Origin of the sequence: Mycobacterium sp. MS1601 (genome assembly GCF_001984215.1) — a bacterium.
Classification (GTDB): domain Bacteria; phylum Actinomycetota; class Actinomycetes; order Mycobacteriales; family Mycobacteriaceae; genus Mycobacterium.
This window is the reverse complement of the sequence record NZ_CP019422.1, coordinates 80395-103325: the sequence shown is the minus strand read 5'-3', so window position 1 is coordinate 103325 and position 22931 is coordinate 80395. Positions and strand designations below refer to the sequence as shown.

Here is a 22931-nt window from a genome sequence, read left to right as displayed (position 1 = left end):
CGCTAAGCTATGGTAAAACTGTAACGCACTGGTAAGCGGACGTGGGAGGTCGTGGGGTGGGAAAGGCGGCGGTGGTCACCTCCGTATGGACGTCGAGGGACACTTCGGCGACTGAACCGCTGCCCGAGCACACCAGCCGGCTCGGTGCTCCGTTGGTCAGCGGTGATCCCGGCATCCTGCGTGCCGGGCAGTTCGTCGCCGCCCGGCGGGCGTAACTCGGAATCAGCCAACGTCAGGTCGGAGAGGTCAAGGTGCTCAGTCCCGCAGCGTTGGTGGCGTTCGAGAAGGGCCGTAGCTGGCCACGCGAGGACACGTTGGCCAAACTCGAAGACCTCCTCGACTGCCCGCGCGGCACCCTCGCCCAGATCCGTTACAACACATCGTCACCCAGCCCGTCGGAGTCTGTCCCGCGCGGTCCTGCGGTGCCGGCAGACTCCGCGGCAGCGTTACCGCTGCGCACGGTGCACTCTTCGCTGCGACTGCTCACCGCACTCTGTGCCGCCTTACCGGCGCCGAGCGCGCCCGGCTTCACCGACCAGGTGACCGGTGTGCTGGCCGAGCTGCGGGAGCTGCGGATGGTCGCCACCGAGCTCTCGCGGTTCACGCGGGAGCCGGCGGCGGTCGCCGGCCTCGGGCAGCTGCACCGGCTCTACACCGCCACCATGGCGCGCGCTGCGCTGTCCCCAGGGGCGACCCTCGGCCAACAGCTCTACACCGCCCGCCACACCGTCGATCTCAGCATCGAGGACATCGCCGCGTTCACCGCTGTTCCCGTCGAGGCCATCGTTGCGGCCGAGAACGACCAGCCCGTCGCGGCCGCGCATGCCGCAGCGTTGACACAGTTTCTGTCCACCATTGTCCGGGGGTAATGCCATGTCACTGGCCGCAGGGTCCACATTCGCCGGGTTTACCGTCATCCGCGAGATCGGTGCCGGGGGATGGGCGAGGTCTATCTCGTCCGGCACCCTCGCCTGCCGCGACACGAAGCGCTGAAGGTCCTGCGCGGCGACTGGTCGGCCGACGCCGATTTCCGGGCCCGGTTCGTGCGCGAAGCGGACATGGCCGCGGGCCTGTCCCACCCGCATATCGTCGGCGTGCACGACCGCGGGGAATACGACGGCCGACTGTGGATCTCGATGGAGTACATCGAGGGCACCGACCTGTTGGCGCTGTTGCGGGACCGCTACCCGCACGGATTGCCGCTACCGGAGGTCGCCGCCATCGTCTCGGCCATCGCTGATGCCCTCGACTACGCCCACCACCGCGGATTGCTGCATCGCGACATCAAACCGGCCAACATTCTGCTCAGCAACGCCGACGAACGCGGTGCCCGCCGAATATTGTTGACGGACTTCGGTATTGCGCGCACCACGGGCGACGTCTCTGGTCTGACGGCCACCAACATGACCGTCGGCACCGTCACCTACTCCGCGCCCGAACAATTGCTCGGCGAGGCCATCGACGGCCGCGCCGACCAGTACGCGCTGGCGGCCACGGCCTTTCACCTGCTCACCGGAACCCGGATGTTTCCGCACTCCAACCCGGTGGCGGTGATCAGCGCACACCTGCACACTGCCCCACCGCTACCCGGGCAGCGGCGCGCCGACCTGGCCGCCCTGGACCCAGTCTTCGCCACCGCCCTGGCCAAAAACCCCCAACACCGCTTCCCCAGCTGCCGCGAGTTCGCCCACCACCTCAGCGCCACCCTGTACCACCTCGCCGAGCACTCCTCACCGACGCAGCACGCCACCCCCATCCCCGCCGCCGCGCCGCCACCGTCACCGCAGCCCGGCCTGCCGCCGGCGCCCCGACCACGCCCGACACGACGCCGCGGGCGCCTGGCCGCCGGCGTCGCCGCGGCCGTGGCCGTGGTGGTCGCCGTCGTCGCAGGATTCGTCTTCATCTCCGGTGACACCGAACCCACCGCACAGGAGCTCGCCCACCAGGACGCGGCGCGCACAGTCGGCCAGCAATACCTGGAAGCACTCGCCGCCGGCGACGCCCACGCTGCCCTGGATCTCGTGGTCACCGCCCCCGCAGATACCCGGTTCCTCACCGATGACGTGCTGGCCAGCCAGCTCAACGCTGCACCCATCAGCCAGATCTCGGTCACCAGCGCCCCGGCCAAGCCGGGCGATGATCCAGCGCAAGTGCAGCAGGTGCTGCTGGCCGCCACCTTCGGCGGTCAACGTTCCCAGGTGCAGATCGGGGTCGAACACCACGGGGATCGGTGGCTGCTGCCCCGCATCACCGCCGACGTCGCCGTAGCCAACCCAGGCAGTCCCTTACTCGGGGTGACCACCGTCTGGGACATACCGCTCGGTGGTAGCCCGACAGCCACCCTGTTTCCGGGTGCGGTGAGCGTCGGCTCCAGCATCAACGCCGTCGACATCACCGCCGACGCGCCGCCGCTGCTGCTCGACCGGCTGCTGCCACCCGGACGGGCGGCGATCACGCCCGAGGTCACCCTGACCGACACCGGCCGCATGGAAGCTGACTCCGCCGTCACGTTCTGGGCGTTCAAGTGCTACAGCGGCAATACCTCCGGCATCGGGTGCCCCGATATCGGCAGAACACCCGACAACACCCCGCCGAACATCGTCCCGGGCACCACCAAAATCACCGGCGCCGGCGACCTGCGACCCGTGAACACCGAGTTCGATGCCCAGCGACTGACCCTGACCTACAGCGGCGGACCCGCCCAATTCCCCGCCGAAGGCCAAGCCACCTCCGGCTCCCCCACCTACACCATCCCCTTCCAGGTGAACGGCACCGTCGACCTGACCAAGGCGCCGCCCATGCTGTTCACCGTCGCCAGCTAACACCGTGGTGCCGTCCGCCGCGTCGTACAGTGCGGCGATGAACTGCGCCACCTCCCGCGCACCGCACCGGCGCGCCGACAGGCGCCCCGCAAGCTGGGTGCGCCGATGCTGACCCCCGGCAGCGTGCTCGCCGGCTACCGCATCCACCGGTTGCTCGGTGAAGGCGGGATGGGCTCGGTCTACCTCGCTGACCACCCCAGCCTGCCCCGCCAGATCGCGCTGAAAGTGCTGTCCTCTGAGCTGTCCCGCGACCCCGATTTCCGCGCCCGATTCCTACGGGAAGCCGACGTCGCCTCGAATCTGGAACATCCCAACGTCGTCGGTGTCTACGACCGCGGCCAAGCCGACACCGGCGAACTGTGGATCGCCATGCAGTTCGTCAACGGCACCGACGCCGACGCCGCCCTACGCTGCGGGACGATGACCGCCGCACGCGCGGTCCACATCGTGGTCGAGGTCGCTGCGGCCCTGGACTACGCCCACTCCCGCAACATCGTGCACCGCGACGTCAAACCCGCCAACTTCCTCCTCTCCGGAACGCCCGGACCCGAAGAACGAGTGTTGTTGGGCGACTTCGGCATTGCCCGCGCCCTCGACGACTTCGGCTTGACGGCCACCGGTTCGGTAGTCGCGACGTTCGCCTACGCCGCACCGGAAGTCCTCGCCGGCGACCCCTTCGACGGCCGCGCCGACATCTACTCCCTGGGCTGCACGCTGTACCGCCTACTGACCGGCAAAACGCCCTATCCCACCACCAATGGGATGGCCGCGGTGATGATGGCCCACCTCACCACTGCCCCACCCCGGCCTACCGCGTCGGTGCCGTCGCTGCCGCCGGCTTTCGATGAGGTGATCGCGACCGCGATGGCCAAGCAGCCCGAGCATCGCTACCGCAGCGCCGCGGCACTGGCCGCCGCAGCCACCGCCGCCATCACCAATGGTCAGGTCAGCTCCACCACAGCGGTGCCAACACCTCCAGGTGCAGAACCGCCGCCGGCGGGGCCGTGGTGGGATCAAGGCCGCCACGGCGGCGCCCGCACCCGCCTGGCCCACCCCGCTGCATCGGCGCCGCCCCCGCCCAGCGCCGCGCCATCACGTCCGCGCCGACGCACCGCCCTGCTCACCGCCGCGGCGACCGCAACGGTCGCGGTCGTGACCGCCGGGGCGATTGCCGTCTGGCCAGAGTCCTCCACCACCGACGCCGCCGATTCCGGCACCGCCACGGAGTCGACCGGCGCGCGGGCCGCCGCACCGACTCCGCGCACTGCGCCGACGCCGGGCGCCGCGCCGACCACCGCGCAGCACCCGGCCAACGACATCCCACCCACCGCTCTGCGCGAGATCCTGCTCCCGGCAACAGAACTGACGGCCCTCACCGGCGCCGCGCTGACGCTGGACAGCGACACCAGCGACGTGACCGTGGACCCCTCCACGGTCAGCGATCCCCAATGCGTCTCCGGCTGGTCCCCGGCACAACCCGTCTCCTTTGAAGGCGACACCGCCGCCGACCGCGACACCGTGACCGGAGCGGCGGTGCAGACCCTGCGGGCGCTGCATGCCCAACCCTGGCAGGACGGCATCGTCCAAGCTGCCGTCACCGTGACCCCGCCGGTCGCCGGATTCATGCTGCGCCAACAACGACGCTGGGCGGCCTGCGCGTCCGCGGGATCGGTCACCATCACCGCACCGCAAAGCCCGCCGCGCACGTGGACGTTCACCCCGCCGGTCACCACCGCCGGCGTCCTCGTCATGGACCTACGCACCGACGGCGCCGCATGCCAGCGCGGCGCCGCCACCCGCGGCAACGTGATCTTCGACGTCCGGCAATGCCGCACGGACGGCAGCAATGATGTCGTGGCGCTCATCAATGCCCTGTCCGAGCGCCTCCCCACCGGGTGACGACGCTGCAGCAGATCCGTTGCTACGCTCCACGCAGGGTTCGTTCATCAGGGCTGATTCGGGGGTATCGCCATCATGACCAGACTGTCGCGGTTTGCCGGCATCGGCGTTGCCGCTGTTATGGTCGCGGTGATCGCGGGATGTAGCTCCGACGACGGCAGCAGCGCCGAGCAAAGCACCACCGCTGCCACTGCCGCCACTGCACCGGCGGCTCCCACGACCACCAGCACCGAAGCGCCACCGCCGCCGCCGCCGCCGAGCGATGAGCAGCAGATCCGCGACACCCTGTCCGCGTTCCAGGACGCCTACAACAGCGAGAACTGGGCGGCCTATCAAGCGTTGATGTGCCCGAGCATGCGCGAACGCTTCACCGGCTCAATCATGGACTCCGTCCGCCAAACTCGCGCCTCGGCCGGGCTGACCACCATGGCGGTCAAGGCCGTCACCATCACCGGCGACACCGCGGTCGTCACCGCCGAGAACACCAACGAACTCACCGGCACCGCCACCGTGGACCTGCCCCTGACCCGCGGCGACGACGGCTGGGCCGTATGCATGGCCTACTGACCAGCCGCGCCCGCCGGCGGCGGCGGCAGGCCACCGCGTTGCTCGCCGCGGCCGCAGTCGTAGGTGCGTGCACCTCCACGAACACCGGGGGCACCCCCACCACCGCGCCCTCGGCCGCCGCTGCGACCGTAACCACCACCATGCCTGAGGATCCCGCCGCCTTGGAACCCGGCCGCTACCCCACCACCGCAGCCCCGCCCGCCGGTGTGGCCGGCACCGACACCGACGGGCGTCTCGTCGAAGGACGCCGGATGGCCGGCGCCGTCACCGGCCCCTGGCAGATCGATCCCACCCTGACCCGCAGCGGCGGCGCGACCGCCGCGCTGATCACCAACCCCTCCGAACTCGGCTCGGTCATCTACCCCACCACCACCTACACAACCCCCAACCTGACCACCATGCTGGTCGCCTTCAGCTCCGAACGCTGGGCCGCCCACCCCAACACCCTCACCCGGTTGCGCAACACGCTGCTGCGCTTCCCCGACGACACCACCGCCGCCGGCGTCGCCGCCGGACTCAACGACGGCACCCTGACCATGCTGGTACGCACCGACAGCAGTGACCCCATCCCCATCGAACCCATCCGCACCGTCCCCGTTCCCACCGCCCCCGACGCCTCCGCCGCCCTCCTCACTTTCCGCGAGGGCACCCAGACCGTGCACGAAGCCATCCTGATCACCGCCCGCGGACCCTTCGTCCTTGTCCACAGTGCCCGCACCGCAACCGATCCCGACGCCGCGGTCGCGCTCGTCGCCGACACCCTCGCCGACCAGCGCGCCCGGCTCGACACCTTCACCCCCACCCCTGCCGACCAGCTGGTCGCGCTGCCGCGCGATCCGACCGGCCTCGCGGCCCGCACCGTCGCGGCCACCGACCCAACTTCTCTGGCCAGCGGCACCTTCGACGCTCACGGCGCGCTGCACCTGCAGGCCGACCCGATGGCGGCGGGCGCAGCGTTCACCGATGCTGGTGTCGATGTCGTGTCGGCTGCACTGACCACCGTGTACCAGAGCAGCGATCCCGCCGCGGCAGCCACGCTCGCCGGACAACTGGGCGACAACGCCGCAGCCGAGGCCGCGGGAGTGCCGGGCCTACCCGACAGCCACTGCGGTAGCAGCGTCGGCGCAGGCGGGCTTGCCCGCTACCAGTGCATCGCCACATTCGGCCGGTATGTCTTCACGGCCTCCTCCCGCGACCTCAATACTGCCCACCAGCAAGTCGCCGCCCAATACCTGATGCTCCGCGGCTCCTGAATCACCCCGAAAGCTGTGTCAGCAACACCCGCCGGGCACTGCGACAATGAACCCTATGAGCGCTCACACCGCCTGGCGGCAGGGCGTGGCTGACCGCCGACGCCGAGCACAGCCCGCCGCCCGTGGGGATCACCGCTCATGAGCGACGATCCGGCGGCAACCTGGTGGCAGCAGAACCGGTTCCGCACTGATACGCCGCTGCGCCGCCTCATCGAGGGGTTCGAGGAGATCGCCGACAGCGCGATCCCGTATCACTGGATACCCGGTCGCGCGGAAAAGCTGTATGCCGAGCGTTTCGTCGTGTGGGCTGATCTGGCCGAGGAAACGATCACCTCGCTGCTGGGTTGGCCGAAGGCTGGTATCGGCACCGTCCGTGCACTCGTTACCGCGGCGCGCGAGGCCGTCGCCCTGGCCCAGGCACCGCCCTTCGACGACCACACCGACGCGGCGGCCGCCGTCACCAGGATGCTCGAGCAGCTCGACGACTATGACCGCCGCCTCTTATCGGCACGGCGATGGGCGTTACAGCCGTTGACGATTCGGCAGACCGCCGAGCACCTCGGCGTCTCGCCCATCAACGTGGAACGGCACACACCGCACGCCTACCAGCGTTTCCAACATCTGCTCGCCCAGCCGGTCCACGCTGCCGTGAGCCGGCACGCTGCGCAACTCAGTGAGCACCTCGGACCGCTGACCGAGCCCACTGTCGCCGAACAGGAGCTCAAAAACCTCGATCTCGACCTCACAACGGAATCCGGACAGCTGCTGCTGCACGTCGCCGGACCCTACACACCGAACGGCCCGTGGTTGGAACGCGCCAACACCGACGCCCTCACCCAGGCCGAAGGCGTGCTCGCCGAGGCCTTCGCGCTGCGCGGAGTTCTCACGACACGCGACGTCACCGCAGAACTGGCCCCGCTCGGCGTCCCCGCACCCATGGCTGAACGTATCCTGCGCAGCCGACCCCACCTACGGCGCTTCGCCGACCGCTGGGTGCGCTGGGGAACCACGATCACCGACAAGGCCGAAGCCGTCCTTCATGTCTCTGCCGCCCCCGCCTCGGCCGACCTGATCGCCGCCACCATGGGCCCCGACTACCACCCCCACGTGATACGGCACGCGTTGTTCAACGACGAACGGTTCAGTCGCACCACCAAGCAACTGTGGGCATTGCGGCAGTGGGGCCTGACCGAGTACGGCGGCATCTTCGCCGAGTTCACCAACCGCATCGCCACCAACGGCGGATCACACAACGTCAAAGCCCTCCTCCGCGACATGAAGCTGACCTTCCCAGACATCTCCGAAAAGTCCTTGGTGAGCTATCTGGGTGCTCCCGCGTTCGTCACCGAGAACGGCCACGTACGCCTACGCACCGACGCCGATGGGTGGCCGACCGTCTCGCCGCCCCAGACAGTCCGAGGGGTTTTCCTCAACGGGGACAATGAGATACGCCTCGCTATCACCGTCGATGTCGACCTGCTGCGGGGATCCGGCCAGACAGTCCATCCCGCGGTCGCCACCGCCCTCGGCGTCGATCCCGGTCAGGAGCGCGTCTTCACCGGCACACCCGACCCGTTGACCCTCTTCTGGCGGGTGTCCGCGGTCAGTGGAGCCAGTCTGGGATCACTGCGCCGACTGGCCGAGCACCTCAAATCTCAGCTCGGGGACACCCTCGTCCTGGCTTTCAACCGCAAACATGGAACCGTAGAAGCCCACCCCTGCGGCGCGAATCGGCCACCGCGCCAACGCCTGCACGTCCTGCTCGGTCATGCACACGGCTCCCCCGCCGACGAACTCGCCCGGGCATTGCGCTGTCAACCCCACGAGGTGGCAGACGTATTGCACCAGCGTGGCGACACCGCCCTAGCGGCGATGGTCGCCCAACTTTCGGTGCAGGGATTCCTGAGACACCAGTCCCACTAACTTTCCGAAAAGTCGCACTCCAACCGCCGATCAAACCTCCTGCCGTCGGACGCGGGTAGTACGCGCATGTGCGTTGAGTGCAAACGCCGCAAGCCCTCGCGTCGAACATTGTGTTGCTGGTGGGCCCTGTGACCCCCACCTTTTATCGTCAGGCGCATGGCACAGGTTGAGGCTCAATCCGATGACGCGTGGGCATCGGCGTCCTGGGGCGGCCGGGCAGCGCAGTCGGCGGCCACCGCCGACCGTCACCTTCGGCAGACGCGTGCCGCAGCGGCAGGCCCCGATGACCAACGAGCCTCAGTTGTTCACCAAGTGCAGATGGCAGACGCTGACGGACGTGTCCGGCTCACTGAGCTCCACCGCGAAATCGTCGCCGGGGTGAACTCGTTACAACCCAGTTTGGACACACCAGCAGAGCGTCTACAACTGATCCGGTTCCTGGAGTCGAAAGCTGCCGAAACACAACTTGTTCAGGCAGCCAATCAGCGTGCTGCCGAGCACTTCGCCGCCGATGCTGACAATCTTGGGGTCGGCTATGAGACGCTTCAGGCTGGGCGCGGTACCGCCACGACAGCATTCGATGAGCGCCGCCGGCCCGACCCTGGAGACGACGGCGATGGGACCGTCACCATGGCAAACTGGGGGTGCGCCCCGCTGTCCCTGCCAAACATGCCAACCGTCCCAACTTCGCCAGAGCCCACGCCGGAGCCCAGCCTGCCGATCCCGCTGCGCGACTTCACCGAATAACAGCTGGAGGGCCGGGACGTCCACGACGTGGACTCAGCCGCCACCGCCGACCACCGGCGAGCCCATCAAGCTCATCCCGCCACCCACACCGCCCACCGTCATCACGATGCAACCCCCGGAAAACTCGGCTGATCTATTCCCAACTGTGACAGCCGTGAAGTCCTCGCAGTAACGGGACAGGTCACCGGAGCCGGCATCGGAGCCGCCGTCGCTCTGACCACCGGCCCCCTCACCGCCGGGGTCACCTGGGCCGGGTTAGGTGTCGCCGCCATCACCTTGACCGAGGCGATCGATGCCCTTGCCGTGTGCAAAGGCCTTGCGTAGTTGGCCGGTTCGTTAAGTCTGCAAACGACGACCGGCCGGTTGATCACGGTGGCCGTCCGCGGGACTGACGTCGCCCGCGGGAAGCCATCAGGTCGCAGTGACACTCGATCGCCCGTTAGAGCTCGATACGGCCATCTCGACCACCGCCACCCATCCCCCGTCGAAGCGTCGCAGCCAGGCCACCACGTGGCCGAGCATCCTCGGCGGGAAACGTTCCGTCGGCGCTATTTTGTTGCAGCCAGCGCGTCCTGCGGTTGAGGCTAGGACGCGGCGCGACTGTAGTTCTGGCCGAGCGAACGGTCGCGCAGCAACTCGGGGACGCTGCACCCTTGCACCCGCGCCTCGTTTTGCAACACTTCGAGCTGCGCGGGCGTGAAACGGACGAACACACCCGCAGTGCGCTGACGGGTTTCACTCATCGCGGTTCCTTCCGGTCTCGGTCGCAGTCCAGCCAAAGCCTTTCTGCGCAATGCGCTTAGTTTACGACATGATGACGCTATTTAGGGACATGCGGATGCCCGTGTCAGGGCCGTGACGTTCCCAATGCGCCTAAATTGGAGCATAATGCTGTAAACGTACTCCTCAGGAGCAGAAAGCGGGATGTCCGAACCGAAGCAGCCGCCGCCGGGGGTGGAAACGGAGCCACAGGGAGATGTGGTTTCGTTGCAGGAGGCTGCCTCGCGTTTGGGGAGAGACCCCCGCACGCTGATCAAGGCGATTCGGGCGGGCACGCTGCGCGGCGGCGCGATGCCCCGTCCGGAGCGGCTGCGTTGGTACGTCTATGCCAGCGAGTTGCCGCCCGTCGCCGGGGCGCTCTCGTCACCGTCGACAACATTGGCAGCGCCGAATGAGCGCATTCAGGACCTGCAATCACAGATTGTGTCGCTACAAGAGGCCAATCGTCTGCTGATCGCTGCGCAGCAGGATCTCCTTGATGCCGAGCGGGCTGGTCAGGAAGCCAGCGATAAGTATCGGGTGGTGGCCCAGCGTTATCTTGACGCGTTGGGACAGTTCATGACACCCGGTCACCTCGGTGACCTGGCTGGGTTTTGACCCTGCGGTTCTAGTGCAGCAGCTCGCGTAGCCGTTGGACTCCGTCGGCGCCCAGATAGGTGCGCAGCGCCGAGGCGAGGTCTTCGGGTTTGTTGTGGAAGTCGGCTAAGGCGGATGCGAGCACGCGGGCCCGGCTCGGGGGACGATAGGTGTCGGCGGGTTTGCCGTCGGTGTCTTCGTCACGGTTGATGGTCTTGGTCCAGCGCGCGACCTGTTCAACCATCGGGACTCGGGCGAGGCTGCGTGCTTCGCGGATCGCGAGTTCGCCGCCGCGTAGTGCCTGCTGCAGTTCGGGCGCAAGCTTGAGCAGTGCGCGGCGTTGGGAAACCCAGCCTTTGGTCTTGCGCAGCCGGGTGGCCGCCGCGTCGGCGCTGCCGCAGGCGGTGACGAGGGTTTCGACCGCCTTGGCTTCCTCGATCACGTCGAAGTCTTGCCGATCTACGTTTTCGGCGATGGAGGCGGAGATGAGGGTGATGTGGTCGCGCGCGACGAGGTCGTTGATGATGACCATGAGGTCGGTCCGCCCGTACATATGGGCGGCCGCGAGGCGCCGGCATCCGTTGATCACGACGTAGGGTGTGCCGATCTCGTCGTCCGGGTAGAGCTTGCCGTATGCCTCGCGTGTGACGGCCAGGACGGGTTGCAGTTGCAGATCGGCGATGGAGGCGAGGTCGTCGAGGGTGCCGACGTCGTCGCGGGGATTACGAGGGTTGGCGGTGAGGTCGTTGAGAGGGACGGTGCGTCCGGATGCGTCATCGCGCTTGGCAACCGTATCGACGGGCGAATGGGTGCCGACGGCGCCCGCAAGGTCGGCCAGATTTGTGCGTTGTCCCCGAGCCATCAGCGCACTCCCCCGACGTTGAGCTCCAGCGCGAACTTGTAGAAGTCTTCGCGGGCCTGCAGGGCCACCCTGTTGAGGGGGTACTCCGTGACGACTTGCCCTTCGGCGCTGGCGCGGGCATGCAACTTGTAGTGGCGGATCACGGTGTTGGCCAGGGGCCACCCATTGGCTTTGACGAAGTCTTTGGTCTGGTTGAGATCGTAGGTTCCATCGCGGGGGTCCCAGTTGTTGATGACCACTAAGTAGCGCAGTCCCCGCGGCTGTAGCACTTTCGTGATGGTCCGCGCGGTGGGATCAAAACTCAACGGTTCGGTTTCGATTGGCACGATGACTTGGTCAGCCATGTCCAGTACTGCTCGCAGTACCTCAGCCGCCGGCCCCCGTCCTAGCGGATCGGCCCCGTTGCCGTCTGAGTCGAGGTCGATCCAGCCCGGAGTGTCCACGTAGACGTGTTGAATGCCTGGCAGGTTTTTCAATGCGGCGAGCCCGGCGAGGTCGTCGTGCGCTTGCGCGATGTGAAAGGGCAGGTCGTCCATTCGGGATGCCCACCAGACCGCGGAGCCTTGGGGGTCGACCGAGAGGGCGAGAACTGGTGAGCTGGACTCCGGATCGTCGCCTCGATTGAGAACATCGGCAGTCACTGCAGCAAGGTTCACCGAGATGGTGCTCTTACCGACGCCGCCTTTTTGGTTCAGGACGACATGAATAGCCATAGATGGCCCTCCGTGTGCTTCCCCCGACTGTGCGGGGTACTTCGGATCAGACCCGCTCACCTTAGGAGATCGGGGTGGTGATGGCCCGTGCGACACGCAGGGCGAAATTGGGGACGCTGGTTTACCGCGGTAAACCAGTTCGCGTAGGCCGCCCCGTGGACCTGTGGACGCAGCGGAGCGTCACTACGGGGTACGGTCATCGTGGGGCAGCGAGACCACATCCCTCGGGGTAGGCAGAAAGTTCGATGAACGTTTTCGCCCCGGGACGTTAGCGAAACCCTTGGCCGTTCCGTGCGGGTCCTAGTCACCTCGCAGCATCCGCAACTGCTCGCTGCGACGGGTGCCGTGATGCGGTTGTTCCCCACTGGCGTTGGGTGCTTGAACTCGCTGAGGTGTCGGGTAAATACCGTGACGACGTTAGGCCGCTAATCACCGCGACGTTCGCCGCGTTGGTCATGTTTGAGCTTTGCCCACCCCCGCAGGCGCTGCAACGCGCCGCATTCGCGACGTGGCCGCCATCGTGGTCAGCGAACCGAACTCGACCGCGCGACACGTAGTGTCCTGGTTTACCGCGGTAAACCGGTAAACCTCGCGCACGGGGTGTCGTCACCCCCCTGCTCCAGCCGACAAGCGACCCCAGGTAGCGGACGCTATGGCAATCCCGTCTTGCAGCACCCCCCTTTCCGGCGGGGGGTGTGCCTCAAACTCTGGTCTAGGCCGCCGGTTTCCTGGCGAGGGACTCGTCGGCGCACGCTCACATGGTGGCCCGGGGAATGCGGATCAAACGCCTGTCCCTCAGCTCGCGTCTTGAGGTCGCGGAGTGCTGCCGCCAGTGAACGCAACCCCGAACGTGCGCCGCGCCTCGGCCGGGCTCAGGTCACACTGTCCCCACTCCCCCACGCCCCCCGGTGACCGCCGCTGCCGCTCCAGCATCGGGTGGCTTTTCGCTCACGTTGCGGCGGTTGGCGCACGTGTGCGTAAACGCTCGAACTACGCCGCCTCGTACGCCAGTGAGTTCGGGTGAGTGGTGGGCAGCGCCGCACTTCTACAGGCCTTGGTGGTCAGCCTCAGCCGCTCCTACCGGAGTGGGACGCTCTAATTCGGATTCGTTTACGCCTTGGAGGCGATCGCGGCGAGCGAAGACAGGACTTTTTTTCTCTCTACGGATGGCCCGTGCGTGGAGGCGGGGCGGCTCTGCCGTATCCGGGTCGATGCGGTGTGGACCAGTTGCGCTCGTCCGTGACCATGTCAGCGCAAGGACCCGATCACCGTTGCCATTCGGCCGAGGGACCGGGGATCCGATCACGATCCCAAGGGTCACCGCCCCCGGCCTTCCGGAGGGTCTACGGCGTTCCCACTGCGGCTCGACGCGAGGAGGGTACCCGTTGCCGTAGCGCGCGCTTGGTGGCGTGGGGTGCAACTCGATATGCACCTTCGGTGGCACGGTCGAGGTGAGCAGAACTAGTGCCCGGCGATAAGGCTCCGCACGGTCGGCCTAAACACGGCTTCGCCAACGTCCAATGACTCCAGCAGGTTTATGTCACGTGACGCATCGGGGTGCCCGGACGGACGGTGCGTTGTACAACGGACGTGTGCCCCTCCCGCCCGTGGTGATTCGGGGACGGCTCCCGACGGAGTTTGCACCGCCCGGGTAGTGAGTGGCCGGGCGAGCGACACGGCGGTGATGATCGCGGAAGGCCTATGTGTCAGTGAAATACTGACGGCGTGGCCACGCGTCCCAAAGTTCACCAACTCGAGGCCACGCGCGCCATCCTCGCGATCGCTCGCCGCCGCTGCAAGGTCGATGACCGCCACCGAGACCTCCTACCGGACGCCGAGGACTCCGATCCTCGTGAAGTGCTTGATTACCTGCGGAAATACAGCGGCAGCAACATTCCGCGGTGGGTTCTGCAAGCTGACATCTGCGATGCTCTCACGCTTAATAACTGGTTGTGGTGGGAAGACCGCCGGCGCGAACTGCACTTCCTCAAGGCCGGACGCGAGCGCGGCTTGTTTTTATCTCAGCTCGGCGCCCAGGTCGGCGTCGGCAAGCAGGGGGTTGTGGACCGTATCGATCGGCTGGAAGCATTACTGCGTTATGACCGGCCCGACGAGAAACTGTCCCGGACGGCGCGACAGGCGCAGCGGTACTCATCGCAGCGGCGGGCGGTTGAAAACGACTGGCTCAATGCACATTGGGAGGCATTGCGGTCGTTGATCGTCGACATGGTGGGTCTTGCGGAGCAATATCGACTTAGCGACGACGAGCGCGAATGGATCGATGAGTTGGCCATTGATGCCCGCGAGGGCGGCTTTACTCCGGCGACGATGGCGGTCTTGAGCCTGGCGGCTGCCGAGATGAGAACATCCGAGGCGGTAGTCGCGCTCGATAGTTCACGTCCGTACCGAGTTCATGCGGTGCTGAACCGCGTGGACGCGCTGCGGAGCAGTTTTGCGGCGGTGGGCACCGGTGACGGGGTGAAGCGGTCGGCTGGTTCGTTGCGGCCGCAGGCTAATTTGGCGATCTGAGGGCCCACTCCGCGGAAGCTCAGCCACAACGCGAGTTTCAGTCGGTGTCCTCTCCCCCGCTGTCCTGCCGTTAATCACGTATCAGAGGCGCCGGTTGACCAGTCCCCCAGCCAGTTATCCACACTTCGTTGGTACTAAGAGGCAACGTGCGTTGAGCTGCAGTATCCGGACGAAAACCGTGTGACGGTCGAGCTTGACCCGTGCGTGTGACGGCATAAACCGCGCGTTCCATACGCATGATGGTCGGGTTTGTAACAGGTCTTTGTCGCGTCAGCACACTGCACGTTTCCGGCCTTTTCCCGCAGTGATCGCGGGTCAAAACCGTGCCTTTGACGAGGCTCGCACGTACGACTTGCGGGTTGTACGACGTCCGTACGCACGTCTGTGCACACAGTGGATAACACGCACGACTTGCGGCTTGTACGACGCTCGTAAGCACGTCTGTGCGCACTACGGTAAGCACGCGCGGACAGACGTCGAGTTGTCGTGCGTGCACACGTGCAGGTAGACGCTCGGAGAAACGGGTCAGCTACCGGTCACGCGTACGGACGTGGTGCGGGCGAGGTGCCCGCACCACGCGACGATCGAGTTCATGTCCCGCCACACTGATCGCCATACGTCCCGTCAGTCACATTGGTAACAGTTCGGTGTCGCGGGTGTGTGACGGCGCGGCTATCCGCGGCGCTTGTCGTAGGTTGCCCGGCATGACAATGAGTGGGCATGCACGGGCCATCCTGGTCGCCAACCAGAAAGGTGGGGTCGGCAAGTCGACGACGGTGGCTGCGGTCGCCGAGATGATTGCCGCGGCCGGTAAGCGGGGTCGACGGGTCCTGGTGGTCGACGGTGACCCGCAGGCGAATGTGACGGTTGAGGACCTGGGGGTCACGGGGGATCGTGGGCAGTCGCTGGCGCAGACCCTGCAGTTCGGCGCCCCATTGGTGCCGGTGCGTAATGTCCGTCCGAATCTCGACGTGATTGCTGGTGGGCCGCAGCTGGCCGTGGTGGGCGCGGCGGCACATCTGATGGCGGAAAACGGGATTGATATGGCCGCCAACCTCGAGGCGCAGCTAGAGAGTTTGTGCGAGTCCGAACGCTACGACCTGGTGGTCATTGATTCCGGCCCCGGCGATGTGCCGCTGTTGGATACGTATTTGGCTTTGGCCAACTACCTGCTCATTCCGACGCGTGACGATCAAGCGAGCCTCGGCGGTGTGGAACGGTTGGCAAAGCGGTTTTGGCGTGCCCGCAAGCGCGGTGCCTCTATCCAGTTGCTCGGTGTGCTCTTGTTCGATGTCAACCCGCGAGCGACGAAACGGAACGAGGAGGTGTTCAGCCAAGTTAGTGAAATGCTGGAGGGCAGCGGCACCACGCCGTTCGACATCACTATTCGGTCGGCGCCGGCGGCCGCGGTGGATATGCGTTCTTTGCATCGCACCGCGGGCGAGCTGGTGGCGTTGGCCAACGATGAGCGGCGCAGCCGTTTGGCGAAGTTGCGCGAGAAACAAAGCCCGAGCCGCGCGATGTGGGCGAGCGATCCGAGCGGCCTCGCGGCCGACTATCAAGAGCTGGTGCGTCAGATCGTCGCGCGGTTGATGAAGTTTGAGGCGGAAACCCCCGTGCAGGAGCGAGTCGGATGAGCCCCACACGTCACAAAGCTAAGCCAGTGTTCGACCCGTCGGCGCTGGACGACGATCTCGATGAGCTGTGGCCGACGCCGAAGGCGGCACCGTCTGCCCAGCGCGGACCGGTTGCGCCAACGTCCTCGGCTCCAGCTGCGCCGCCACCGGTTGCGTCTGGGAATGCCGCTCCGGCCGTGCCGCTGGTGGCTCCTGCCGATCCCCAGCGCAGGGCGTTACCGAGATGAGACAGCCAGCACCAAGACGCTCGCGCCCATCCGTCGCGCTGCCTTCGTCGACGCCGCGGACCCGGCCTCCCGAAGTGCTTCTGTCTGCGGAGGTGTACGAGGAGTTTTATCGGGTGCTGCTCGCGGAAAAGAAGCTGCGTCGTGGCTTGGCGCGCACGATGGGCACGATCGTGCTGGACGCCATCGAGGCCCACGCGCCGCGGTTGGCCACGACGTGGGCTAATCAACAGGCGGCGGTGGGGGAGGGGCAGCTCTTCGAGCGACCGTCCTCGAACGCCGTACCTCGGCGCCGGCGGCATGCGCACCCACCGCGGACGGTCGTGCTGTCCGGGGTCACGGCGAGCAATGCTCAGCGTCTCGATGATCTGGTGCAGGCGTGGAATGCGGGGACCCGCAGCGCTTTGGTGGAACAAGCGTTGCGGTATGCATTCGAGTTGTTGCCGGAGGAGTAACCGTCTGAGGTTGTCGCGGTGCGTCGGTTCGGCGGCGGGATGGACGCGCTGCTGGGATTGTCGCCTCGAAGTACTGCCCCGGCTGTTGGTCGTTCACGGCAACGGAGTCCAGCGCGCCGTGCGGTGTGGCGGTGTCCGGACCGCAGCACGCGGAGCGGGCATGTGTGGCTGCACCGACGCTGTGCCGTCGAGCCTCAGGGCCTTCGTCGCGAGCCGCGTCCTCGTTGTGGGTTCGCGAGAACTGGCAGGCCGGTGAGGTGGTGCTGGCTGCGCCGCACGGACTTGGCGGCTCTGGTACGGGTGGTCCGGGGCGATCGGGCTGCGGTGGAGTATCCGCGACGGCTGTCGGTGTTGACGCGTGCTGTCGCACAGCGTGCCCGAGGGGCGGACGCGCGGAGGTGGTGCATCCGGCGACACCAGTGGGTTACCTCGCTCGACTATCGAGGTGCCGATGCCGGTCGGCGGAGGTGAGTGCACCGCCGGAATCAAGGAGCACCCGGTGGGCTTGGCGCCACAGAAATGGTATTGAGGCGGCAGCGTCGGCCGGCTCCAGGGTGTAGCCGAGGCGCCGGGCGATCGGAGTGTCGAGTGACTGCACAACCTCGGCGCAGGGCCGGCAAACGGCGTAAAGCAGTGCGGGATCGTTGATCTCGCGGCCTGGTAGCCGCGACGCGAGTTCATGAGCGGCAAGGGCGCAGCCGGGGGCCATCACTTCGCAATGCCCGCTGCAGCGCGCGAGGACCAGCGACCGCGGCGCCTCGGGTGACGTCGGCGGCCGCCGTGCCCTCAATACGTGTGCTGCGGCGGTTGTCGCGGGGGGTGGCGGTGAGGCAGTGCCGACCACGGCGGTCACCCTGAGTGCCTCGGTGTCGTCGGCGCCGACCCGCTTGCAGGGTGTGTCGGTGGCGATCGCAGTGAGCAGTGGCGCAACGTCGTCGAAGTCGTTGCTGATCCACACTCCTGCCCACATGCCGTCGGTCGGCTGCAGGTGTAGCGCGCGTTGCGCGCAGCCCTGCCGATAGGTGCAGGCCAGGCATTCTTTAAGGCTGGTGGTGCGTGCGACCGGGTTAAACCACTGATCGGGGTTGGTGTGGCAGGGCAGCACGGTTACCGGCTGGGGGAGGCCGGGCACGGCGGTCATGTGTTGTCGCCCTGAGATTGTCGCCGCTGGTGTACTTGACGCGCGATCTCGTCCAGGGCGTGGCGTTGTTCGTCGGCGCGGCGCCGTTGTGCGCGTTGGGCTGCGTCGCGGGCGGCGGCGAGCGCGGCGCGGTGTCCTGCGCCGTGGAGGGCGGCACGGCCGGTGTCGCGGGCCTGCTGGGCTGCTTTGCGTTCGGCGAACTGGGCGGCGATGCGTTGGCGGGAGGCGGCCAGCTCGGCGGCTTCGCGCTCTTCGTCAAGAGCGGAGGGTCGGTCGGCGGGGTTGCCGTGTGCGGACAGGATAGCGCCGAGCAGACCGATGGGCTTGTGTGGTGCGTCGGGGATCCAGTGGCCGGTGCCGGCCCAGTCAGTGATCAGTTGGTTGATGTCTCTGGGGGTCCAGCCGTGGCGGGCGACCTCGGCGAGCACTGGTGCCCAGGGGGTTCCGGTGCGGTAGCGCCGGGCCCAGGAGGGGCTTTGCCGATCGCAGATCCATCGGTTTGCCAGGGCCAGAGCTCGTGTGTTCAGGGCTGTGCGACGCGGAGCGGCGCTGCTACCGGCCTTTGGTCGGGTGCGGGTAGTGAGTAATTTCTTAGAAGAACTTTGAAGATCTAAAAGAGACCCTGCGGGATGGGGTGACAGGGATCCGATTCGACTGTCGTGCAAGGCCCACACTGATGCCCAGCCGCGGCCGCGGTCCCCAACGCGCCAGCTGGCGTAGCGCTCGTCGCGGGTGCGCTGCCGGCCCCGCATGACCTCGGTGGCGACGCCAAGCAGCCGCAGGGCAGTGGAGGCGCGTTGGACTGTCCGTACCGACAGGCCGGTCATCTCGGCCAAGCGTTCGTTGGTGGGCCGGCAGTTACGCCCGGTGCGGTGGTCGGCGAAGGAGGCGCGCGCCTCGGCCACAGCGACAAGCGATTTCAGGCTCACCGGGTTGTTCGGCATTGCCGGACGGCAATGGGTTTCGTACCGGGCGTGGTAGGCGGCTGGCACGGTAAAGTGTGCCCACCGGTGGGCGCGACCGGTCCAGCACGGGATCGCCCCCCAGTGAACGTCAACCCCCAGGACGATGCGGGGGGCCCGGTCGAAGCAGTGGCCGCCGGCGCGGCGGATCCACACCGGTGCGGTGTGGGCGACGCCGCGGCGTCGCAGCCGGGGTGAGGAGCCGTGGTACGGGCGGGTCGGGACGGCAATGGGGTCACGAAGCGCCGCGTATGGAATTGAAGGTACGCGTGCGCTACCGTGGAATGCGTCTTTCATGACGATTCCCTTCAGCGAGGGGGAGAGCGCGAGAGCACACCGGATTCGAGCGGCAACTCGGATTCGACGGCCCTCGGTCCAGTGGACCGGGGGTTTCGCCGTTCAGGGGTCTCGCGTGATGCGTATGTAGTTGTGGTGCAGTTGATTACGGTGCAGCGACAGGCTGCGTGGGCAGGCTCCTCTCCTCGTCGGTCGGGCCCCTGCAGCGCGGATATCCGCGTTAAGGGCGCAAAGGTGCCCTGGGCACCGGGCGGGTCTCAGCGAAGCGCGGATATCCGCGCTCGCCTGTGAGCATGCCGCATCTGTCGGTCCGAACGCGTATGACACGCCGCACCACTTTTCACACGGGTAACAAAGTGAAGGGGGGGAGGCGGCCGCGCTGGTTGCCGAGTCGGTGTCATGCGTGGAGGGCGATCGCGCCTGAGCTGGGCTTGCGCGCGGCGACGAATACCGGGCACGCTATCTGTTCTGCTCACGCTTCTTTTACCCCCAGACAGCTAAGCGCGACCGACGGCAGTACCTGAGGTCCGCCGCGTATCTACCCTCTGCGCCGGCCATGGTCCGCATCCATCCAGTGCATCTCCGAGTTCGTCGCCTTCCGGCACACCATGGCGCCCGGGTCCTCGCCGAGGCGCTGGCTCGGTGACCTGTTGTGCAGCCGAGAGGATTCGGTTGACCGTGGAGTGGTGGACGTCGTGACGGCGGCCGATGGTGGTCGGTGGTGTGCCGGCAGCGTTCTCGGCGAGGATCCTGGTAATCAAGGCGGCGTCCTTGGTCGTCACCCCGTCGCGCACCAGCGACTCAGCGACCGGCTGCCAGTGCTCGAAGATCTCGTCGCGTTCCATGTTCGGCCCTGCGGCCGCCGGACGGGACGCCGTGATCGCCGAAGGGTCGGGCTTCCTCGCCGGTACTGCAGTCAACGAGCGGTCCTGCCATCGCGGCGGCTCGGTCGCGGCGGCCGCCGCTGCGCTCGGCAGGGACGGCGCGGCGGCAAACTCGGACTCTACGCTGGTGGCGGTCTGGGCGATCGTGGGCGATGACTGCTTCGCCTTCACCGAGGGCAGCGTCGCTGGTGCAGCAGACGGCATCGGTAACTCCGCTGACGAGGGCTGCGGCTCGTCGGGATGATCCGATGCCGGCGAAGTGCCCGCTAAGTTCTCGTGATAAAGCTTGGCAGCTTTAGTCGCCGTATCCGAAATCTTCTCAGTGTCAGCGCTTTTGCACTCGGGTTCCGCTCTTTTCCTAGGTGTACTCAGCGAGAGCAGGCACAGTGTCGCGTGCGCGATCGCGATGTCGATCACTGCCGGCCAGATCCACGACATAGATTCTCGGATGCCCAACATCACTGCGAATGAGCGTAGGGCGTCAAACGACAGTGCAAACGAGCCCAGCGCCAGGGCCGCGGTGAGCGCCAGCGCCACCCAATAGACCCAGCCGGCCGAACGAGCTCGCACCAGCCAAGCCGCTGAATGTGTCGCTGCAAGAAGCACGATCGGAGGTACCAGAGCACCGAGGGCGGCAAGCTCACGAGTATCCGACGGGGCGATCAGGAGGGCATGCCCGACATTGCCGGCTACGGACATCGACGCTGCCAGAATCAACCAGCCAAGGAAGAAGGTCGCGGCGTGGGTCCGAGACTCGTCTGCGGTGGTGCTTTCGGTAACTGACAAGGCCTGCTGTGGCTTCCGCTGGTCGCGCAGAATCATGCTTCAACCCTATGGCCGCCCCCGACGCCTCGCGTGCACGATTTCTTTGACGGTGGGGGACTACCCGCGAACGACGCCGAATACGATGATGACGGTGGGCTGTTGTCGGCCGGACCACGAGCCGCCTCTCGAGCGAGTGAGTCTATGTACTGAGCTGCAGCGAAGGTCGTAAGTGCTCTGGCCGTGCTTGGACGGAGGAGCAGGCTTCGTCGAATGCGTTGTCCCAGTGGGTCAGCAGTCGGGGTTACGCGCGACGAACACCCGAGCTCAGGACACAGTGAGCACCTCGGGTAGCCGACAGCGAGTGCTGGGAGTGCGCGACAAGAAAGTGCACAGACAACCTTCGGTATGTCGGATACTCGAATACATGGCAATCTCGGCCGTCATCGAACTCGCACAGCAGACGCTGTTGCAGACCCACAGTCTTCTCACGCCACCCGCCGACAGCGGTGCCAGTACCGCTGACAATTTCGGCGCCCGCCTCGGCGACCTCGCCGCGGAGACCGACACCAGCCGACGCACCGTAAGCGGCAGCACCGCCGGAGAAACGGCGAATCCTTATGACTGCGTTGCCGACACTGCAACACGCCGGCTAACGGACTTGGGCGCCCACGACGCCAACCTTGGCATGTACCTGCGTGAAGCCAGCGAAGTCAACCGCACCGCACATACGCGATCGGCGTCCATCATCACCGCCGCGGACGCCGACATTGCCTACCTCACAACATGTTTGGATGCACCGGGTAGTCAGAAGGCGTTGCTGGCAGCGTTACGTGGCCATGTCGCCGAACAGGATGAGCTGATTCGGGCAACCCAGGCTGTTGGGGAGCACCTGGCCGCACAATTGCGGACCAAGCTGGATTCCCCAACGGGCGACGCGCCTACCGAGGCGGATCGCGGCACGACCATGCTGGGATTCGGGCCCCGCGCCCTTTCGCAGAGCCCGCCGCCGCGGCCCGATCCGGTTGCGCCCCTGCCCCCCATCACGGTTCCCGCGCCGTTGCAGGACTTCACCGGCCGCCAACTCCAAGGCCAACCCATTCCCGGGTGGTCGCCACCGCCGCCCGCGGTGACAGGCGACCCCATAAAGATGCCTCCCGCGCCCAATCCGGTCACCGTCGTTGACATGAACATCGACCCTGGGCCGGTCGACCTGTTCCCTCGGTGCGACGGCGGCGACACGGTGAAAGCGGGACTGACGGTGGCGGGAGGGATGCTGACCGCGGTTGGGGCTGTCGCAGGGACCGCACCCACTATGGGCACGTCGCTGTTGGGTCTCAGCGTCGCAGGAATGACCATCGGCAGCGGGATCGACGACCTGTACAACTGCAAATAGCGCACAGCAATGCAATGTCGCCCGGTTCCTAGGCTGAGTTCTGCCCGATTGGGCTAGCCCGGCGTCGAATCAGGTCGTCCCCCGGAAGGAAGTGCCATGCAGCACGGTTTTGCGTACGAAGATGTCCGCGACGATGACCGCGGCGACCGTCGCAGTATGGCGATTTGAACCCGCACGCCTACGGTTATCATCTTTCACGGCTGGGGTCTGGTGGTCGAAATGGCATTCGGCGTGTCTGAGTGCGAGTCGTATGAACGTCGGCGTCGATCAGCCTGCGCGGCTGCAGGATTCACTCGGTGGCGAGCAGATCGCAGCTTCAGCGCGATTCCCGGACACGGCCGTACTCGTGAAGCTTTGCCGATCGGTGGGAGTCAGGCGCGGATAGATGTGAAACCGCGTCGGCGATAGAGACTCATCCCTTTCAATTGATACAGCTCTTACCTGACTCCGCGGCTGCCTCCGCGACGGCGGCCAGCTGCTGCCCACCTGATCTCGGAGGGCG

The 22931-nt window shown here is 66.6% G+C and carries 18 protein-coding genes and 1 pseudogene; 13 read left to right on the top strand and 6 right to left on the bottom strand.

Annotated features, from left to right (window positions below; genetic code table 11):
- The first annotated feature begins 56 nt into the window (after nt 1-56).
- The 8 genes and pseudogenes from BVC93_RS33410 to BVC93_RS32185 all read left to right on the top strand — a co-directional run bounded on the left by BVC93_RS33410 (nt 57) and on the right by BVC93_RS32185 (nt 9211).
- Nucleotides 57-215: a hypothetical protein gene (locus tag BVC93_RS33410; protein ID WP_157517369.1), complete on the top strand. Its 159-nt coding sequence runs from the start codon at nt 57-59 to the stop codon at nt 213-215.
- A 6-nt stretch (nt 216-221) separates the two neighbouring features.
- Nucleotides 222-869, top strand: a complete 648-nt coding sequence (locus BVC93_RS32215; protein WP_157517368.1) for a helix-turn-helix domain-containing protein — start codon at nt 222-224, stop codon at nt 867-869.
- 4 nt (nt 870-873) lie between these two features.
- Nucleotides 874-1772, top strand: a pseudogene (locus BVC93_RS34375) (serine/threonine-protein kinase); the annotation flags it as partial.
- Nucleotides 1773-2927: 1155 nt separating this feature from the next.
- Complete coding sequence (locus BVC93_RS34585; protein WP_083741767.1) at nt 2928-4721, top strand: serine/threonine-protein kinase PknH/PknJ; 1794 nt, start codon at nt 2928-2930, stop codon at nt 4719-4721.
- A gap of 75 nt (nt 4722-4796) precedes the next feature.
- Nucleotides 4797-5288: an Rv0361 family membrane protein gene (locus BVC93_RS32200; protein ID WP_083741766.1), complete on the top strand. Its 492-nt coding sequence runs from the start codon at nt 4797-4799 to the stop codon at nt 5286-5288.
- Entirely contained in the window at nt 5273-6541 is a 1269-nt protein-coding gene (locus BVC93_RS32195) for a DUF7373 family lipoprotein (RefSeq protein ID WP_083741765.1), read from the top strand. The genes BVC93_RS32200 and BVC93_RS32195 overlap by 16 nt, the downstream gene beginning before the upstream one ends.
- Before the next feature lie 138 nt (nt 6542-6679).
- Nucleotides 6680-8464, top strand: a complete 1785-nt coding sequence (locus tag BVC93_RS32190; RefSeq protein WP_083741764.1) for a hypothetical protein — start codon at nt 6680-6682, stop codon at nt 8462-8464.
- A gap of 156 nt (nt 8465-8620) precedes the next feature.
- A complete protein-coding gene (locus tag BVC93_RS32185) occupies nt 8621-9211 on the top strand; it encodes a DUF4226 domain-containing protein (RefSeq protein WP_083741763.1) in 591 nt (196 codons plus the stop codon).
- A 584-nt stretch (nt 9212-9795) separates the two neighbouring features.
- Here the strand turns inward: BVC93_RS32185 and BVC93_RS33715 are convergent.
- Nucleotides 9796-9954, bottom strand: a complete 159-nt coding sequence (locus BVC93_RS33715; RefSeq protein WP_192860459.1) for a plasmid mobilization protein — start codon at nt 9952-9954, stop codon at nt 9796-9798.
- Nucleotides 9955-10135: 181 nt separating this feature from the next.
- Here BVC93_RS33715 and BVC93_RS32180 point away from each other — a divergent pair, with 181 nt between their 5' ends.
- Nucleotides 10136-10588, top strand: a complete 453-nt coding sequence (locus tag BVC93_RS32180; RefSeq protein WP_083741762.1) for a hypothetical protein — start codon at nt 10136-10138, stop codon at nt 10586-10588.
- 10 nt (nt 10589-10598) lie between these two features.
- On the opposite strand, the gene BVC93_RS32175 is transcribed toward BVC93_RS32180, so the two are convergent.
- Together BVC93_RS32175 and BVC93_RS32170 are read right to left on the bottom strand one after the other, a co-directional pair.
- Complete coding sequence (locus BVC93_RS32175; RefSeq protein WP_083741761.1) at nt 10599-11429, bottom strand: ParB/RepB/Spo0J family partition protein; 831 nt, start codon at nt 11427-11429, stop codon at nt 10599-10601.
- Entirely contained in the window at nt 11429-12142 is a 714-nt protein-coding gene (locus BVC93_RS32170) for a ParA family protein (RefSeq protein ID WP_083741760.1), read from the bottom strand. Before BVC93_RS32170 ends, BVC93_RS32175 begins: the two co-directional genes overlap by 1 nt.
- 1725 nt (nt 12143-13867) lie before the next feature.
- Between BVC93_RS32170 and BVC93_RS32165 the strand changes: the two genes are divergently transcribed.
- The 3 genes from BVC93_RS32165 (at nt 13868) to BVC93_RS34360 (ending at nt 16987) form a co-directional block, all read left to right on the top strand.
- Nucleotides 13868-14671, top strand: coding sequence for a hypothetical protein (locus BVC93_RS32165; protein ID WP_083741759.1), 804 nt, complete (start codon nt 13868-13870; stop codon nt 14669-14671).
- A 704-nt stretch (nt 14672-15375) separates the two neighbouring features.
- Complete coding sequence (locus BVC93_RS32160) at nt 15376-16308, top strand: ParA family protein (RefSeq protein ID WP_083741758.1); 933 nt, start codon at nt 15376-15378, stop codon at nt 16306-16308.
- 340 nt (nt 16309-16648) lie between these two features.
- Nucleotides 16649-16987 carry a hypothetical protein gene (locus BVC93_RS34360; RefSeq protein WP_236950562.1) on the top strand — a complete coding sequence of 113 codons (339 nt, stop codon included), beginning with the start codon at nt 16649-16651 and terminating at the stop codon, nt 16985-16987.
- A 424-nt stretch (nt 16988-17411) separates the two neighbouring features.
- Here the strand turns inward: BVC93_RS34360 and BVC93_RS32150 are convergent, their stop codons facing one another.
- From BVC93_RS32150 to BVC93_RS32140, 3 genes are all read right to left on the bottom strand, one after another.
- Entirely contained in the window at nt 17412-18128 is a 717-nt protein-coding gene (locus BVC93_RS32150) for a hypothetical protein (RefSeq protein WP_083741757.1), read from the bottom strand.
- The gene (locus BVC93_RS34355; RefSeq protein WP_236950561.1) at nt 18125-18556 is read right to left on the bottom strand and encodes a hypothetical protein; all 432 of its coding nucleotides are present in this window, start codon (nt 18554-18556) and stop codon (nt 18125-18127) included. Before BVC93_RS34355 ends, BVC93_RS32150 begins: the two co-directional genes overlap by 4 nt.
- Before the next feature lie 1328 nt (nt 18557-19884).
- Complete coding sequence (locus BVC93_RS32140; RefSeq protein WP_083741756.1) at nt 19885-21093, bottom strand: DUF2637 domain-containing protein; 1209 nt, start codon at nt 21091-21093, stop codon at nt 19885-19887.
- A gap of 367 nt (nt 21094-21460) precedes the next feature.
- On the opposite strand from BVC93_RS32140, the gene BVC93_RS32135 reads away from it, so the two are divergent.
- A complete protein-coding gene (locus BVC93_RS32135; protein WP_083741755.1) occupies nt 21461-22429 on the top strand; it encodes a hypothetical protein in 969 nt (322 codons plus the stop codon).
- Nucleotides 22430-22931 lie beyond the last annotated feature (502 nt).